Annotated in this window: 11 protein-coding genes and 1 pseudogene; 9 read left to right on the top strand and 3 right to left on the bottom strand. The window is 72.8% G+C overall.

Features of this window, described 5'->3' with window-relative positions:
* The first annotated feature begins 52 nt into the window (after nt 1-52).
* The 3 genes from Saso_RS02485 (at nt 53) to Saso_RS02475 (ending at nt 4,190) form a co-directional block, all read left to right on the top strand.
* Nucleotides 53-1,699, top strand: a complete 1,647-nt coding sequence (locus tag Saso_RS02485) for a M4 family metallopeptidase (protein WP_189917516.1) — start codon at nt 53-55, stop codon at nt 1,697-1,699.
* A gap of 345 nt (nt 1,700-2,044) precedes the next feature.
* The gene (locus Saso_RS02480; RefSeq protein ID WP_189917514.1) at nt 2,045-3,361 is read left to right on the top strand and encodes a phosphatase PAP2 family protein; all 1,317 of its coding nucleotides are present in this window, start codon (nt 2,045-2,047) and stop codon (nt 3,359-3,361) included.
* Between the two features lie 124 nt (nt 3,362-3,485).
* Nucleotides 3,486-4,190, top strand: coding sequence for a DUF6215 domain-containing protein (locus Saso_RS02475; RefSeq protein WP_307822185.1), 705 nt, complete (start codon nt 3,486-3,488; stop codon nt 4,188-4,190).
* A 103-nt stretch (nt 4,191-4,293) separates the two neighbouring features.
* On the opposite strand, the gene Saso_RS02470 is transcribed toward Saso_RS02475, so the two are convergent.
* Entirely contained in the window at nt 4,294-5,874 is a 1,581-nt protein-coding gene (locus Saso_RS02470; RefSeq protein WP_189917511.1) for an MFS transporter, read from the bottom strand.
* Nucleotides 5,875-6,064: 190 nt separating this feature from the next.
* Here Saso_RS02470 and Saso_RS02465 point away from each other — a divergent pair, with 190 nt between their 5' ends.
* A complete protein-coding gene (locus Saso_RS02465) occupies nt 6,065-6,802 on the top strand; it encodes a TetR/AcrR family transcriptional regulator (protein ID WP_229900994.1) in 738 nt (245 codons plus the stop codon).
* A gap of 178 nt (nt 6,803-6,980) precedes the next feature.
* On the opposite strand, the gene Saso_RS02460 is transcribed toward Saso_RS02465, so the two are convergent.
* Together Saso_RS02460 and Saso_RS02455 are read right to left on the bottom strand one after the other, a co-directional pair.
* The gene (locus tag Saso_RS02460) at nt 6,981-9,155 is read right to left on the bottom strand and encodes a molybdopterin oxidoreductase family protein (RefSeq protein ID WP_189917509.1); all 2,175 of its coding nucleotides are present in this window, start codon (nt 9,153-9,155) and stop codon (nt 6,981-6,983) included.
* A gap of 105 nt (nt 9,156-9,260) precedes the next feature.
* Nucleotides 9,261-9,947, bottom strand: coding sequence for a SanA/YdcF family protein (locus Saso_RS02455; RefSeq protein WP_189917508.1), 687 nt, complete (start codon nt 9,945-9,947; stop codon nt 9,261-9,263).
* A gap of 197 nt (nt 9,948-10,144) precedes the next feature.
* Here Saso_RS02455 and Saso_RS02450 point away from each other — a divergent pair, with 197 nt between their 5' ends.
* The 5 genes and pseudogenes from Saso_RS02450 (at nt 10,145) to Saso_RS02430 (ending at nt 17,254) form a co-directional block, all read left to right on the top strand.
* Nucleotides 10,145-11,020: a sirohydrochlorin chelatase gene (locus Saso_RS02450; RefSeq protein ID WP_189917507.1), complete on the top strand. Its 876-nt coding sequence runs from the start codon at nt 10,145-10,147 to the stop codon at nt 11,018-11,020.
* 101 nt (nt 11,021-11,121) lie between these two features.
* Nucleotides 11,122-12,438, top strand: a complete 1,317-nt coding sequence (locus tag Saso_RS02445; protein ID WP_189917506.1) for a deoxyguanosinetriphosphate triphosphohydrolase — start codon at nt 11,122-11,124, stop codon at nt 12,436-12,438.
* Nucleotides 12,439-12,572: 134 nt separating this feature from the next.
* A complete protein-coding gene (locus Saso_RS02440; protein ID WP_189917504.1) occupies nt 12,573-13,838 on the top strand; it encodes an NAD(P)/FAD-dependent oxidoreductase in 1,266 nt (421 codons plus the stop codon).
* 41 nt (nt 13,839-13,879) lie between these two features.
* Entirely contained in the window at nt 13,880-15,775 is a 1,896-nt protein-coding gene (gene dnaG, locus Saso_RS02435; RefSeq protein WP_189917502.1) for a DNA primase, read from the top strand.
* A 103-nt stretch (nt 15,776-15,878) separates the two neighbouring features.
* Nucleotides 15,879-17,254, top strand: a pseudogene (locus Saso_RS02430) (RNA polymerase sigma factor).
* Nucleotides 17,255-17,307: the final 53 nt, after the last annotated feature.

Raw genomic sequence — 17,307 nt, 5'->3', positions numbered from 1 at the left:
CCACCCCCACACGCGCCCCCACGGCGCCCTTCCGAGGAGACCGAAGACACTGATGAGTCGGATACGGCAGCACGTCCGAGGTTCCCGTCTCGCCACCGCCGGCATCGCCGCCACCACCGCCACGCTCCTGGCCGCCGTGCTCTCCCCGGTCGCCGACGCGGCCGACCGGCCGACCCGGGCGGACGCGCTCGACAACGCGGCGGCGGCCCTCGTCGACCACGCGGCGACCCTGGGTCTCACCGCGGTGCAGGACACCTCCGTCCGTGACGTGATCGTCGACAAGGACGGCACCCAGCACGTCCGCTACGACCGCACCTACCGGCAACTGCCGGTCCTCGGCGGCGACTTCGTGGTCCACCTGGCTCCCGACGGCGCGTACCGCAGCGCGAACCGGGCGACGGGGGCGGCGATCTCCCTCGCGAGCATCACCCCGAAGGTGTCGGCCCCCAAGGCCGCCGACGTCGCCGTGAACGCCCTGCGCGCCGCGAACCTCGGCGAGTCGCTGAAGCAGGTGAAGGCCAAGCCGCAGCTGGTCGTCGACGCCCTGCACGGCGCCCCCAGACTGGCCTGGCGGACCAATGTCGTCGCCCTGGACTCGCTCGGCAACCCGGTCGCCCGCGCCGTGCTGACCGACGCCCGCACCGGCGCGCAGATCGACGCGTGGGACACCATCGAGACCGCCACGGGCGACGGTAAATCCCTCTACGGCGGCACGGTCCCGCTGGAGACGACCCTCTCCGGGGCGACGTACCAGCTGAAGGACCCGACCCGCGGGAACACGTACACCGGCGACGCGGCCAACAAGACGGACCTGTGCATCTTCGGCATCTGCATCAGCCGCGCGCCCGCCACCCTCTTCACCGACGCGGACAACCACTGGGGCACCGGTGCGACCGCGGACCGCTCCACCGCCGCCGTCGACGCGCAGTACGGCACCGACGTGACCTGGGACTACTACAAGAACGTGCACGGCCGCAACGGCATCGGCAACGACGGCAAGGGCTCCTACAACCGCGTCCACTACGGCAACAACTACAACAACGCCTTCTGGGACGACAGCTGCTTCTGCATGACGTACGGCGACGGTGACGGCACCCAGCTCGGTCCGCTGGTCGGCCTGGACGTCGCCGGACACGAGATGTCCCACGGCGTGACCTCGAAGACGGCCGCGCTGACGTACTCGGGCGAGTCCGGCGGCCTGAACGAGGCGACGTCCGACATCTTCGGCTCCCTCGTGGAGTTCTACGCGAACAACGCCTCCGACACCGGCGACTACCTCATCGGCGAGAAGATCGTCCGTTCCGGCTTCGGCCGTGACGCCCTGCGCTACATGGACAAGCCGAGCAAGGACGGCAGCTCCGCCGACTACTGGAGCAGTTCGGTCGGCAACCTCGACGTCCACTACTCCTCCGGGGTCGCCAACCACTTCGCCTATCTGCTCGCGGAGGGCAGCGGGTCGAAGACCGTCAACGGTGTCACCTACAACTCCCCGACGTACAACGGCTCCACCCTCACCGGTATCGGCCGCGACAAGCTCGGTGCGATCTGGTACCGCGCCCTGACCGTCTACATGACGTCCTCGACGAAGTACGCGGGGGCCAGGACGGCGACCCTGAACGCGGCCCGCGACCTCTACGGCGCGGGCAGCGCCGAGTACAACGCGGTGGCCGCGGCCTGGAGCGCGGTCAACGTGAACTGACCCGCTCGCACACGCCGCGCACCCGGTCGCCCCGGCCCCCTCGCGGGGCCGGGGCGACCGTCGTACGAGCGGGTCCGGGCAGGTCGGCGCGGCTTCGCCCATTTCGGGGTAACGCACCCGAACCGCTCCGTTAACATGTTCGAACTCGCCCTGCCCGCCCTGACGTCCGTCCTTCATCCGCCCTTCACCGGAAAACCGGGTCATCGACCGTGAAGCGTGTGTTTTCCGGTCACATCAAGCAAATTGGTCAAACAGTTGATACCTGAAGCATCGCGGGTGTTGTCGCGAATAACGGGAAATTCCGCGTCCCCGGGTGAGCGTCACCCCCGTGCGGCGCTGTGGGGCGTGGCCGGTGCGGTGGTCCTCGCGTTCCTCCTCGGGCTGGAGCTCGTCGCCCGGCATCTGGGCATACCGGGGCCGATCACCACCCAGGCCCGTGAAGTGATTTTCCCTCCCAAATCGGGCGGCCTGCTGTACGCCAGCATGGCGCTGATGCTGGTGGTGTTCACCTGGCGGCAGCGGATCATCGCGATCGGCGCCGCGATCGGTATCGACCTCGTCTTCCTCGCGGTGCGGTGGGCGGCCGACATCAAGGTGACGGAAGGGCACCCCTTCGGCAACGGGGCGCTGTGGGTGACCATCGGCTGCGCGGTCATCGCCCTCACGCGCCGCACCGGCCGCGAACGGGTGCTGCTGCTCAAGGGCGCGGGGCTGGGCCTGCTGCTGATGACGGGCCGCAAGACCGGGGACACCTGGCTGCTCATCACCTCGAAGACCCGCCCGATGGTCCTCGACCAGTACGTGGCGACCGCCGATCACGCCCTGGGCAACCCGTCGTGGCTGGTGGGCCGGATGGTCACCGCCAGCGGCGCGATCGGCTTCAACGTCCTCGACTTCGTCTACGGCCAGCTCCCGGTCGCCGCCGTCCTCGTCGCGCTGTACCAGCTGCGCAACGTGGCGGCCGAGCGCCGCTTCCCGACCCACCACCTGGTGCGCACCTTCCTGGCGATCGGCCTCCTGGGGCCGGCCTTCTACATGATCTTCCCGGTGGTCGGGCCCATCTTCGCCTACGGCGACGGCACCGAGCACTGGCAGGCGGTCAGCCTCTGGACGGATTCGCACCCCAGCGTGCAGTGGGCCGTGGCCGACCTGTGGCCCGGGACGACCACACCCGTCGGCGTCCCGCACCACATGCCGTTCGACGAGGTCACCCCGCGCAACTGCATGCCCAGTCTGCACACGGCGTGGGCGGTCACGATCTTCGTCCACTCCCGCAAGGGCCCGCGCTTCCTGCGCTGGGCCGGCGCCTTCTGGCTGATCGCGACGCTCTGCGCGACGCTCGGATTCGGTTACCACTACGGCGCCGACCTCATCGCCGGCGTGGTGTTCGCGCTCACGATCGAGGCGACCCTGCGCGCGTACGACCGCGGCTGGGACCGGTCGGGAGTCCGGCTGATCGCCTACGGCGCGACCGTCTTCACGCTGATGCTGCTGTCCTACCGCTGGCTGCCGTACGAGATGGCCTCCTACCCGTGGTTCTTCGGGCCGCTGCTCGTCCTGGCGATGGTCTCGGTGATCTACGGATACGTCCGGACGACGACGTCCTGGGAGCCGAAGCCGGTGCCCGCCCCCCGACCGGAACCCCAGCCCGAGCTGATCTGAGCGGGCCGCCGCGATCCGACGTGTTACCGATGGGAAACTTCGCTTCCCCGGTGGCTGGACCACCCGCTACGCTCCCTGCGCGCGCATCCGGCGCGAGCAGGGGGTACCGGGGGTAATGGGGGACATGAGCGAGGACGTTGCCGCGCCCGAGAAGGGCCCGAACCCATGGGTTCAGGCCATCGCGGCGCTCGTGGTGGTCGGAGCCCTCGGGGGCGGGCTCTACGTGATCCAGAAGAACGACGCCGAGGCGGCCGACAAGCCGGCGACCTGCCGGGCCGACGACGAGGACAAGAAGGCCGACGCGGCGGCGAAGGCGGCGCGGCGCGTCTCCGGAACGCAGCTGTGCACGGCGCTGAACCGCGCGGACCTGCCGACGCTCCTCGGCACTCCGCAGGAGCACGCGCTCACGGCCTACGGCAGCGATGGCTCGGTCAAGACGGCGGGCGGCGGCGAGATCCCCAGCCCCGAGGGCACCGTCCAGCTGGACACCTACACCGTGAAGCTCTCGCGGTCCTACGACGAACTCCCCATCGCGGGGATGGAGGACCTGCTGGACGAGGCGCGTAAGGAGCCGGTCCTGGGCCACCCCGCGGTGCTGTACTCGAGCCGGACGATCTCCATCAGCTTCGACCTCGGCGGGGGCCGGTCCGAGACCGGCCCGGGGGGCATCGCCCGCGCCCTGGTCGTCGCCCCGGACACCAAGGACGGCGGAGGCTCCTACGAGCTCGCCATCTGGCGCCAGGACGACGTGCGGCCGGACGACACCGCCCTCCTGCGGGTCGCCCAGGCCGTCATGCCCCTGATCCCGGGCTGGCAGACCGCGGGCTGACGCCCGCCCGCGGCGCGCCGCCCACGCGGAAGGCCGGCACCCCGTGGGGTGCCGGCCTCACCGGAACGGACACTGCGTGCCGCCCGGACCGGGCGGATGCGGATCAGGCGACCGGCTCGGGCTCCGCCGCCGCTTCCCCGGCCGGCTTCTCCGCCGGCTGTGCCGCGGACTGCGCCACCGGCTTCTCCGCCGTCTCCTGGGCCGGGGAGGCGTCCGCGGCCGGAGCCGGCCTGCGGTCCCGCATGACCAGGGTCGCCAGGATCGCCGCCGCCAGGACGCCGATCGCGCTGACGGTGAAGGTCGTCGTCATCGAGGCGGTGAACGCCTCCCGGGCGGTCCGCGCGAGAGCCGCGTCCCCGCCGGCCACCGCCAGCGCCCCGCCGATCGACTCCCGGGCTGTCTCCGGGGCGTCCGACGGCATCCGTGCGGCGAATCCGCTGGTCAGCAGGGAACCGAGGATCGCGATGCCGAGGGCGGTGCCGGCCTGCTGGATGGTGTCGTTGAGGGCCGAGCCGACCCCCGCCTTGTCCTCCGGGATGGTGCCCATCAGCGCGCCGACGGCCGCCGGCATCGCCAGGCCCGCGCCGAGGCCGAGCAGCGCGAGGGAGATCGCCGGGACGGTGAAGCCCGAGTCGGCGTCGACCGTCGTCAGCAGGGCGAAGCAGGAGGTCATCACGAGCATCCCGGACAGGATCACGAACCGGTTGCCGATCTTCTCCGCGAGCTTCACGCCCGTGCCGTTGCCGATCAGCGCGGCGACGGCGAGCGGCAGGAACGCGAGGCCCGCCTCGACGGGGGAGTAGCCGAGCACGAACTGGAGGTACTGCGTGAGGACGAGCAGCAGACCGCCGTTGCCGATCTGGACCAGGGCCAGCGAGAGCGACCCGCCGCTGAAGTTGCGGTGCTTGAAGAGGGCCAGCGGGACCATCGGGGCGGACGTGACGTTCTCCCAGACGACGAAGCCGGCCAGGGCGGCCACGGCGACCGCCAGCGACAGCGTCGAGCGCCCGCCGAACGCCCCGTGCTGCGGGATCTCGATGATCCACCAGACCAGGGCGGTCATGCCGACCGCGGAGAGCACGGCGCCCAGCGGGTCGGGCTTCTGCCAGGGCGCCCTGGACTCGGGCATCAGGAGCACGGCGGCGACGAAGGCGAGCGCGACCACGGGGACGTTGACGAGGAAGACCGAGTGCCAGGAGAAGTGGTCGATCAGGACGCCTCCGAGGACCGGGCTGCCGACCAGCCCCAGCATCGACACCGAGCCCCAGGCCGCCATCGCCCTGCGGCGCTCCTCGTCGTCGAAGACGGTGATGAGGATGGACAGGGTGGAGGGCATGATCAGCGCACCGCCGACGCCCATCGCGGTGCGCACGGCGATCACCTCGCCCGGGTCGGTGCAGACCGTCGCGGCCAGTGAGGCCGCCCCGAACAGCACCAGGCCCGTCAGCATCACGCGGCGGCGGCCGAAGCGGTCCCCGAGGCTGCCCGAGGTCAGCAGCAGACCGGCGAAGACCAGGATGTAGGAGTCCAGGATCCACTGGGTGTCCTGGGCGCTCGCGCCGATGTCCTCCGTCATCGAGGGGACCGCGACCGTCAGGGCCATGCTGTCGATCGTCAGCACCACCGTGCTCAGGCAGAGCACGACGAGGATCCACCAGCGGCGGGGATTGCGGTTGTCCGTCATGGGACGTCAGGTCCTTTCGGCGACTGCGCAGTGCGGGGCGGCTGCCCTGCGTACGGTGTTCCGTTCGATGCGCACACTGTACGCACACCGGAACAGTGTGCGCAACGCGTCGGCTCTGTACGCTGGAAGCGCACGATGTACGCCCGTGGAGTCCGCAGGCCGGAGTCCGCCGATCACCTGGAGTGGAGCCGTGCCGGCCAAGAACCCGACCGCCGTCCCGTCCGTCTGGACCCGCCAGAAGCGCGAGCCCGACCAGCCCGCGCTCAGCCGGGACGCGATCGTGCGCGAGGCGGTGGCGATGCTGGACGCCGAGGGCGTCGAAGCGCTGAGCATGCGCAAGCTGGGCGCCCGCCTCGGCGCGGGCGCGACCTCCTTGTACCGGCACGTGGCCACCAAGGACGAGCTGATGGAACTCGCCCTGGACGAGGTCGCCGCCGAGATGGACGTCCCGTCCGCCGACGGCGCCGACTGGCGGGCCGGCATCGCCGGGGCCGGGCAGTCGTTCCGGGCCACGGTGCTGCGCCACCCCTGGCTCGCCTCGGTGCTCGGACAGGCCGGCCTCGTCTACCTCGGGCCCAACCTGATGGCGTACACCGAGCGCCTCGCCGCCCTGTTCACGGCGGCCGGATTCACCGAGCCCGGCCGGGCGGTCGAGCCTCTGCTCGGCTATGTCATCGGGATGAGCACCACCGAGGCGGCCTGGCTGACCACGGTCGCGCGGTCCGGCGAGACCGAGGCCGCGTTCATCGCCCGGCTGATGCCCGCCGCCCGGCAGGCCGCCGCCCCGCACGCCCATCTCGCGGGCGACTACGCCACGGACGCGGCCGGGTCGGCCGACCCGGCCGTGTTCCGTGACGAGAAGTTCACCTACGGCCTGGAGGTCGTCCTGGACGGCCTGGCCCTGCGCCTGCCCCGCGAGGCGACCTAGGGGGTGCCTGACAAATGCCCGCGGCGTCGCGGCGTCTGGCACGCACTCCCCCAGAGGGGGCACCCCCAGCCGCGTTGCCGAAACCCCCACGTGGCTCCGCCACGAGGGCGCTCCGGCGCCTTGCGATCGCACGCACCAGACGCCGCTCCTTCACCCGCGCCCATTTGCCAGACACCCCCTAGGGGGTGCCCGCCGCCTTCTCCACCCGTACCGCGCACACCTTGAACTCCGGCATCCGCGAGGTCGGGTCGAGGGCCGGGTTGGTCAGCGAGTTGGCGCGGCCCTCGCCCGGCCAGTGGAACGGCATGAAGACGGTGTCGGGGCGGATCCCCGGAGTGATCCGGGCCGGGGCCACCGCCCGTCCGCGCCGCGACACCACGGCCAGCGCGTCGCCCTCGGCCGCCCCGAGCCGCGCCGCCAGCCGGGGGTGCAGCTCCACGAACGGGCCGGGCGCGGCGGCGTTCAGCTCGTCCACGCGCCGGGTCTGGGCGCCGGACTGGTACTGCGCCACCACCCGCCCGGTGGTGAGCAGGACGGGGTAGTCCTCGTCGGGCTCCTCGGCGGCCGGCCGGTGCGAGACCGGCACGAACCGCGCCCGGCCGTCCTCGGTGGCGAACCGGTCGAGGAAGAGCCGGGGCGTCCCGCGCTCCCGCCGCCCGGCACCGCCGTCCTGCCGCCCGGCACCGCCGTCCACGGGTTCCGTGAGTTCTGAGGTGGCCTCGGGGTCTTCGAGGTCCGCCGGGTCCGCGGGGCAGGGCCAGAACACGCCTTCGCCCGCCCCCTCCGCCAGCCGCCGGTAGCTGATCCCGGAGTAGTCCGCGATCCCGCCCGCGCTGGCCCGCCGGAGCTCCTCGAAGACCTCCTCGGGGTCGGTCGGGAAGCCCTTCTCGACGCCCAGCCGCGCCGCCAGCCCGTGGAGCACCTCCAGGTCGCTGCGCACCCCGTCGGGCGCGGCGAGCGCCCGGCGCCGCAGCAGTACCCGCCCCTCCAGACTGGTCGTCGTCCCCGTCTCCTCCGCCCACTGGGTGACCGGCAGCACCACGTCCGCGAGGGCGGCCGTCTCCGACAGGACCACGTCGCAGACGGCGAGGAAGTCCAGGGACCTGATGCGCTCCTCGACGTGTGCAGCGCGCGGCGCCGACACCACCGGGTTCGACCCCATCAGCAGCAGCGACCGCACGTCGGAACCCAGCGCGTCCAGCAGTTCGTAGGCGCTGCGGCCCGGACCGGGCAGCGAGTCCGGGTCCACGCCCCACACCCCGGCGACGTGGCGCCGGGCCGCCGGGTCGTCCAGCTTGCGGTAGCCGGGCAGCTGGTCGGCCTTCTGGCCGTGCTCGCGCCCGCCCTGTCCGTTGCCCTGCCCGGTCAGACAGCCGTAGCCGCTGAACGGCCGGCCCGCCCGTCCCGTCGCCAGACACAGGTTGATCCACGCGCCGACCGTGTCGGTGCCCTTGGACTGCTGCTCGGGCCCGCGCGCGGTGAGCACCATGGCGGCCGCCGGCTCGCAGAACAGCCGTACGGCCTGCCGGAGCTGTGGAACGGACACCCCCGTGATCCGCTCCACGTACTCCGGCCAGTGGGCCATGGCGGCCGCCCGCGCGTCCTCCCAGCCGGTCGTCCGTTCCCGGACGTACTCCTCGTCGACCCGCCCCTCGGCGACGATCAGGTGCAACAGGCCCAGCGCCAGCGCGAGATCGGTGCCCGGGCGGGGCGCGAGGTGCAGGTCGGCGTGTTCGGCGGTCCTCGTGCGGCGCGGGTCGACGACGATCAGCGTGCCGCCGTTCTCGCGCAGCTCGTCGAAGAAGCGCAGGGCGGGCGGCATCGTCTCCGCGGGGTTGGACCCGACGAGGATCACGCAGCCCGTCCTCGGGATGTCCTCCATCGGGAAGGGGAGCCCCCGGTCGAGCCCGAACGCCTTGATGCCGGCCGCGGCCGCCGACGACATGCAGAAGCGGCCGTTGTAGTCGATCTGCGAGGTGCCGAGCACCACCCGGGCGAACTTGCCGAGCGCGTACGCCTTCTCGTTCGTCAGCCCGCCCCCGCCGAACACGCCGAGCGCGTCGGCCCCGTGTGCGGCCCGCACTCTCGCGAACTCCCCGGCGATCCGGTCCAGGGCCTCCTCCCAGCCGGCCGGCACGAGCGAGCCGCCGGAGCGCACCAGCGGGGAGGTCAGCCGCACCCCGGAGGAGAGCACCGCGGGCGCCGTGCGGCCCTTGCCGCACAGCGCGCCCCGGTTCACCGGGAAGTCCGGCCGCTCGACCACCTCGACGCCCCCCGCGGGCAGAGGCGACAGGGCCATCCCGCACTGCAGGGCGCAGTACGGGCAGTGGGTGGGCGTCGAGGCGGTCGGCATGCGCCCAGCGTGCTTCGGCCGTGTTACGTGCCGTGCGGTCTCCTGTTACGGCGGTGTGGTGCTGCCCTCCCCACCACCCGCCCCCGGCCGTGAGGCCCGGCCGGCTCAGTGCGCCCCGGCGAGCGCCCTCGTCACCCCGGGTTCCTTCGGGCCGAGGAACCGGGGGTCCGGTTCGAACACCGCGTCCAGGGCCGCCTTGCCGGCCGCGAAGATCTCCCGGACACCCCCGTAGTACCAGGTCACATCGTGTTTTGCGGCGACGCCGACGCCGTACGACTCCACCCCCGCCGCCTCGCACAGGGCGACGGCCCGCCGGATGTGGAAGTCCTGGCTGATCAGCACCGCCCTGTCGACGCCGAAGATCTTCCTGGCCCGGACGCAGGAGTCCCAGGTGTCGAAACCCGCGTAGTCGCTGACGATCCGCGAGGCGGGCACCCCGTGCCGGGTCAGGTAGGTGCGCATCGCGTCGGGCTCGTCGTAGTCCTCGCGGCTGTTGTCGCCGGTCACGAGCACGACCTCGATGCGGCCCTCCCGGTACAGCGTCGCCGCCGCGTCCAGCCGGTGCGCGAGGTACGGCGAGGGCTCGCCGTCCCACAGACCGGCGCCGAAGACGACGGCGACCCCGGTGCGCGGCGCCCCCGCGGTGGTGCCGAGCCGGCCTGCCGTGGACAGGTACAGCCAGGTGGCCGGCAGCAGCGCGAGCACGCACGCGGCCATCACGGCCTGCACCAGCCGCCGCTGCCCGGCACGGGTGCGCGGCAGTCGCGGTCGACGCGGAAGACGGATGTCCATACGGTGTTCCCCCAGGCCCCGACGGGTCGCTCGGGCCTAAGCCCCTTCGGGCGGGATAGACGCGACAGGAGGTGATCCGGTTCGCCGCGCGGCACGAGCCGCACCTCACACCGGCGCCCGGCCCGGCGTGATGGACCGGAAAACACCCGTGACGGTCAGGCAACGGGGGTGCAACCTCGGGCCGTCACGATCGGTCCATGACGGCGTCGCCCTCTCGGTACGACCGGTACGACGAGTCCGAAGTCCCCTTCGACAGTTCGGCGCACACCATGAACCGGATCAGCTCCCAGCCCGCCGGCCGGCCCGGCCTCGTCCACCTCGACGGCCGGCGGCGGCCCGCACCGCCCGCGCTGGTCGTCGTCGCGCACGGCAGCCGCGACCCGCGCGCGCTGAGCACCGTCCGCGCGCTCCTGGACCGCGTCCGCGAGCAGCGCCCCGGCCTCGCGGTGCACCTCGGCCACATCGAACTCAACGAGCCGCTGCTGACGGACACCCTCGCCGGCCTCGACGCCCGCGGCACCGCGGACGCCGTCCTGGTCCCGCTCCTCCTGGCCCGCGGCCACCACGTCAGGCGCGACATCCCGGAGACGGCGGCGAAGGCACGGGTGCGCACGCGCGTGGCCGCACCGCTCGGCCCGCACCCGCTGCTCGCGGAGGCCCTGCACGCCCGTCTCACCGAGGCGGGCTGGCGTGCCGCGACGACGGAGGAGGAGCGCCGCAGGAGCGCGGTCGTCCTCGCGGCGGCGGGCTCCCGCGACCCCGACTCGGCCGTGGACACCCGCCGTACCGCGGCTCTCCTGGCACGGCGCCTGGGCGTCCCGGTGGTCCCCGCGTACGCCTCCACGGCCGCCCCGACCGTACCGGCGGCGCTGCGGGCCCTGGCCGCGCAGGGCCGCGACCGGGTCGCGCTCGCCTCCTGCTTCACGGCCCCGGGACGGTTCGCCACCGAGTCCGCGGCAGCGGCCCCCGGGATCGCCGCCGAGCCCCTGGGCACCCACCCGGCGATGGCGGCGCTGCTCCTGCACCGCTACGACCAGGCCCGGCAGCCCGGCGGCTCCGTCCACGCGGCCTGACCCGGCCCGCCCGGCGGCCGACGGGGTGCCGGGCCGGACGCGGCGGCCTGCCGGACGCCCGGCAGCGCCCGATTGTCACCGCCGCCGCTTACTGTCGACCCATGGAAGGCACCGCACACCTCGAGACCGCCTACGACCCGACGTCGGTCGCCCGCTGGGCGCCCGAACCGGACAAACGACCCGGCCGGACCGCCTTCCAACGTGACCGTGCCCGGATCCTGCACTCCTCGGCCCTGAGAAGGCTCTCCGGCAAGACGCAGGTGGTGACGCCGGGCACCCGCACGGACGCGTGGGACGCCACCCCGCGCACCCGCCTCACCCACTCCCTGGAGTGCGCCCAGGTGGGCCGCGAACTCGGCGCGGCCCTCGGCTGCGATCCCGACCTGGTCGAGGCGGCCTGTCTCTCCCACGACCTCGGGCACCCCCCGTTCGGCCACAACGGCGAACAGGCGCTGAACGAGTTCGCTCGGGACTGCGGCGGCTTCGAGGGCAACGCCCAGTCGCTGCGGCTCCTCACCCGCATCGAACCCAAGCGGTTCACCGCCGAGGGCTCCGTGGGCCTCAACCTCACCCGCGCCACCCTCGACGCCGCCACCAAGTACCCCTGGCCCAGGGGCGCCCACCCCACCGACCCGGCGTCCGCCAAGTTCGGCGTCTACGACGACGACCGGCCCGTCTTCGACTGGATCCGCGCGGACGCCCCCGGCACGCGCACCTGCTTCGAGGCCCAGGTCATGGACTGGGCGGACGACGTGGCGTACTCGGTCCACGACGTGGAGGACGGCCTGCACGCCGGCCACATCGACCCCGCGAGCCTGCACGCCGGACCGGAACGCAGGGAGATCTTCCGGGTCGCCGTCGGCCGCTACGTCCCGGCGGATACGGATCCGGCCGAACTCGCCGCCGCCCTCGACCGCCTCCAGGACCAGGAGTGGTGGCCGCACGGCTACGACGGCACGGCGGCCGCCCAGGCCCGACTGAAGGACGCCACCAGCCAGCTCATCGGCCGCTTCTGCCTGGCCGCCGAGGGCGCGACCCGCGCGCGGTGGGGGTACCCGCCGGGCCGTCCGGGCACCGGGACGGCGGCCGGGAGCCTCACGCGCTACGACGCCGAACTCGTCGTGCCGCGCGAGGCGCGACTGGAGTGCGCGGTCCTCAAGGCGGTCGCCGACCGGTACGTCATGCAGCGTGCCGAGCAGGAACTCCTGCGCGCCGACCAGCGCGTCGTCATCACCGAACTCGCGCAGGCGCTGACCGCCCGCGCCCCCGAGGGCCTGGACCCCCAGTTCAGGGCCCTGTTCGAGCAGGCGTCCGACGACCGGGCCCGTAAGCGCGTCGTCGTCGACCAGATCGCCTCGCTCACCGACGCCTCGGCGCGCTCGCTTCACGGACGGCTGACGGGGCAGACGAGACCCTGACAACTGCGGACCGGGTGCGCCCGAACGGGGCCCGAACGTGACCCAGCGTGCCCTGATCGGGCACGTCCCCCTTCCCCCATCACGCTGCGTGCGGGACGCTCGCATGTGGCGGCACCCTTACGAGGAGGCATCACGTGGTCGACGCGGATCAGACATTCGTCATCGTCGGAGGAGGTCTGGCCGGCGCCAAGGCGGCCGAGACGCTGCGGGCGGAGGGCTTCACCGGCCGGGTGATACTGATCTGCGACGAGCGCGACCACCCCTACGAGCGGCCGCCGCTCTCCAAGGGGTTCCTGCTCGGCAAGGAGACCCGGGACAGCGTCTTCGTGCACGAGCCGGCCTGGTACGCGCAGAACGACATCGAGCTGCACCTGGGCCAGACCGTCGACGCGATCGACCGCACCGCGAAGACCGTGCGCTTCGGTGACGACGGCACGCTCGCCCACTACGACAAGCTGCTGCTCGCCACCGGCGCCGAGCCGCGCCGGCTGGACGTCCCGGGCACCGACCTCGCCGGCGTCCACCACCTGCGCCGGCTCGCGCACGCCGAGCGACTCAAGGGCGTCCTGGCCTCCCTCGGCCGCGACAACGGCCACCTGGTGATCGCCGGCGCCGGCTGGATCGGCCTGGAGATCGCGGCGGCGGCCCGCGAGTACGGCGCCGAGGTCACCGTCATCGAACCGGAGCCCACCCCGCTGCACGGCGTGCTCGGCCCGGAGCTCGGGAGCGTCTTCGCCGACCTGCACCGCGAGCACGGCGTCCGCTTCCACTTCGGCGCCCGGCTCACCGAGATCGTCGGCCAGGACGGCATGGTCCTCGCCGTGCGCACCGACGACGGCGAGGAACACCCCGCGCACGACGTCCTCGCGGCGATCGGCGCGGCGCCCCGCACGGGCCTCGCGGAGGCGGCGGGCCTCACCCTCGCCGACCGGGCGCACGGCGGCGGGATCGCGGTCGACGCCCGGCTGCGCACCTCCGACCCCGACATCCACGCCGTCGGCGACGTCGCGTCCTTCCCGCACGGCCTCTTCGACACCCGGCTGCGCGTGGAGCACTGGGCCAACGCCCTGAACGGCGGCCCGGCCGCCGCCCGGGCGATGCTCGGCAAGGAGGTCACCTACGACCGGGTGCCCTACTTCTTCTCCGACCAGTACGACCTGGGCATGGAGTACAGCGGCTGGGCGCCGCCGGGGTCGTACGACGAGGTGGTCATCCGGGGCGACGCGGGCAAGCGCGAGTTCGTCGCGTTCTGGCTGAAGGAGGGCCGCGTGCTCGCCGGGATGAACGTGAACGTGTGGGACGTCACAGAGCCGGTCCAAAAGCTCATCCGCGCCGGAACCCCGGTGAACACCGAGGCGCTGGCCGACCCGCACGTCCCCCTGGAGGACCTCGCGCCGTAGCGCGCCACCTCGGTGTCGGTCCGCCCCCGTAGAATCACCTCGTGGCAGGACGGATCAACGACGAGGACGTGAAGGCGGTACGGGACGCGGTCCCGATCGACGCCGTGGTGTCCGAGTACCTCCAGCTGCGCAACGCGGGCGGCGGCAACCTCAAGGGTCTCTGCCCGTTCCATGACGAGAAGTCGCCGTCCTTCCAGGTCAGCCCGAGCAAGGGACTGTTCCACTGCTTCGGCTGCCAGGAGGGCGGCGACACCATCTCGTTCGTGATGAAGGTCGACCACCTGACCTTCTCCGAGGTGGTCGAGCGGCTCGCCGCCCAGGCCGGCATCACCCTGCGCTACGAGGAGGGCGGCTACAACCCCTCCCACCAGCGCGGCGAACGCATCCGTCTCGTCGAGGCGCACAAGATCGCCGCCGAGTGGTACGCGGAACAGCTCGCCACCGGCGCCGAGGCCGAGACCGGCCGGCTCTTCCTCGCCGAGCGCGGTTTCGACCAGGCCGCGGCCGTCCACTTCGGCGTCGGCTACAGCCCCCAAGGCTGGGACCACCTCACCCGCTTCCTGCGCGGCAAGGGCTTCACCGACAAGGAACTGCTCCTGTCCGGTCTGGCCCAGGAGGGCCGCCGCGGGCCCATCGACCGCTTCCGGGGCCGCCTGATGTGGCCCATCCGCGACATCGGCGGCGAGGTCGTCGGCTTCGGCGCCCGCAAGCTCCACGAGGCGGACAACGGCCCGAAGTACCTCAACACGCCCGACACCGCGATCTACAAGAAGTCCCAGGTGCTGTACGGCATCGACCTCGCCAAGCAGCACATCGCGAAGACCAGCCGGGCCGTCGTCGTCGAGGGCTACACCGACGTCATGGCCTGCCACCTGGCCGGCGTCACCACCGCCATCGCGACCTGCGGCACCGCCTTCGGCGGCGACCACATCAAGATCCTGCGCCGGCTCCTGATGGACAACGGCAGCGCCCGGGTCATCTTCACCTTCGACGGTGACGCGGCCGGCCAGAAGGCGGCCCTGCGCGCCTTCGAGGACGACCAGAAGTTCGCCGCCGAGACGTACATCGCCATCGCGCCCGACAACATGGACCCCTGCGACCTGCGCCTGGCCAAGGGCGACGAGGCGGTCGCCGACCTCGTCGAACCGCGCACCCCGCTCTTCGAGTTCGCGCTCCGCCAGATCGTCGTCCGCTACGACCTCGACACCCCGGCCGGCCGCGCCGCCGCCCTCGACGAGGCCGCGCCCATCGTCGCCCGCATCAAGAACAGCGGCGCCCAGCACGAGGTCGCCGTCCAGCTGGCCGGCATGCTCGGCATCCTGGACACACAGTTCGTCGTCAAGCGGGTCGCCCAGCTGGCCCGTTGGGCCCGCGAGCGGGGCGGAAAGGGCCCGGCGCCGGCCCGTGGCCCGCAGCCGTACGAGGCGGCCGCCCGGCCCGCGGCCGGCGGCCCCGCCCTCAACCTGCGCAACGCCGTCTACGCCACCGAACGCGAGCTGCTCAAGCTCGCCCTGCAACGGCCCGAGCTGGTCTCCCCGGCCTTCGACGCCTACGGGACCGACGAGTTCACCGCAGCCCCCTACGCGGCCGTGCGCCAGGCGATCCAGGACGCGGGCGGCGCCGAGTACGGCACCCAGGACGGGCAGGAGTACCTCGTCCGGGTCCGGGAGGCCGCGCCCGACGACACGGTCCGGGCGATGGTGACCGAACTGGCCGTCGAGGCGATCATGCGCCGCACGGTCGACGAGAACTACGCGGGGGAGCAGCTGGTGACGGTCCGGCGCAGGGCCGTGACGCGCAGGCTCACCGATCTCCAGAGCACGCTGACCCGGCTCGGCCACACGGACCCGGCCCAGTCGGCCGCCGTCCAGAACGAGATGATGATCCTGACCAGGTACGACAGGGCGTTGCAGCACGAGGGCCCGTCCGCTCTCTGAGCCGCCGTCCGCGGCAGGGTAACCGCGCGGTCACTGACCGGACTCAAAAAGTCGTCGCACGCCCCTCGTGGCGGCTGTGTGTCGTACTCCACACTGGGGTGCGGTGCCTGAGTCCTCGGAGCGCGGCCGATCCCGGAGGGACGCGGCGTGGCCGCCGACTCCGCCCCCGAAGTACCGCTGCTGCTCACCTCAGCAGCGATCATCCTGGAGGTCGCCCCCGTGCAGACCCAGACCCTGACCCAGTCCGTCAGCACCGCCGAGAGCAGGGCCGGCACCCCCGGTACCGCCGCGGCCGACGACACGGAACGGGACGCCGAGGCCGAAGTACTGGCCGCCGTCCCGCCGCAGAACCGTGCCGGGCGCCCCCCGGAGCAGCACCCGGAAGGACCCGCGAGGCCCCTCGCGCCGGAGCCCGCACCGGACACCGGCGAGGAGGCCGGACCTCCCGCCGAGGCACTGGCGGAGATCCCCGACGACGCCCCCGCGGACGTGTCCGACGAGGCCCCCGAGGACGTTCCCGAGCTCGCCCGGCCGGCCCGCGCCCGCCCCCGCGCCACCGACAGCGGCAGCCCCTCCTCCGACCTGTTCCGGCAGTACCTGCGGGAGATCGGCCGCATCCCGCTGCTCACCGCCGCCGAGGAGGTCGACCTCGCCCGGCGGGTGGAGGCGGGCCTGTTCGCCGAGGAGAAGCTGAGCGGAGCGACCGATCTCGACAGCCAACTCGCCCTCGATCTCGACCGGTTGGTCGTGCTGGGCCGGATGGCCAAACGCCGCCTCATCGAGGCCAACCTGCGGCTCGTCGTCTCCGTCGCCAAGCGCTACGTCGGACGCGGACTCACCATGCTGGACCTCGTCCAGGAGGGCAACCTCGGTCTCATCCGGGCGGTCGAGAAGTTCGACTACGCCCGCGGCTACAAGTTCTCCACCTACGCCACCTGGTGGATCCGCCAGGCCATGTCCCGCGCGCTGGCCGACCAGGCCCGCACCATCCGCGTCCCGGTCCATGTCGTCGAACTCATCAACCGCGTCGTCCGCGTCCAGCGCCGGATGCTCCAGGAACGCGGCTACGAGCCCACCCCGGAAGAGGTCGCCGCCCAGCTCGACCTGCTGCCGGAACGCGTCGGTGAGGTGCTGCGGCTGGCCCAGGAGCCGGTCTCGCTGCACGCTCCCGTCGGCGAGGAGGACGACGTGGCCCTCGGCGACCTCATCGAGGACGGCGACGCCGCGAGCCCCGTCGAGTCGGCCGCCTTCCTGCTGCTGCGCGAACACCTGGAGGCCGTGCTCTCCACCCTCGGCGAACGCGAGCGCAAGGTCGTCCAGCTGCGCTACGGGCTCGCGGACGGCCGGCCGCGCACGCTGGAGGAGATCGGCCGGATCTTCGGCGTGACCCGCGAGCGGATCCGGCAGATCGAGTCGAAGACCCTCAACAAACTCCGCGACCACGCCTTCGCCGACCAGCTCAGGGGCTACCTGGACTGAACGGGCCGCTCGCGCCCACCCGGAGCGAGCGGCCCCCCCCGCACGGTCCCCGG

The sequence above is a fragment of the Streptomyces asoensis genome, assembly GCF_016860545.1.
Taxonomy (GTDB): Bacteria; Actinomycetota; Actinomycetes; order Streptomycetales; family Streptomycetaceae; genus Streptomyces; species Streptomyces asoensis.
The sequence above is the reverse complement of the archived record's forward strand: the minus strand, read 5'-3'. Positions and strand labels throughout refer to the sequence as shown.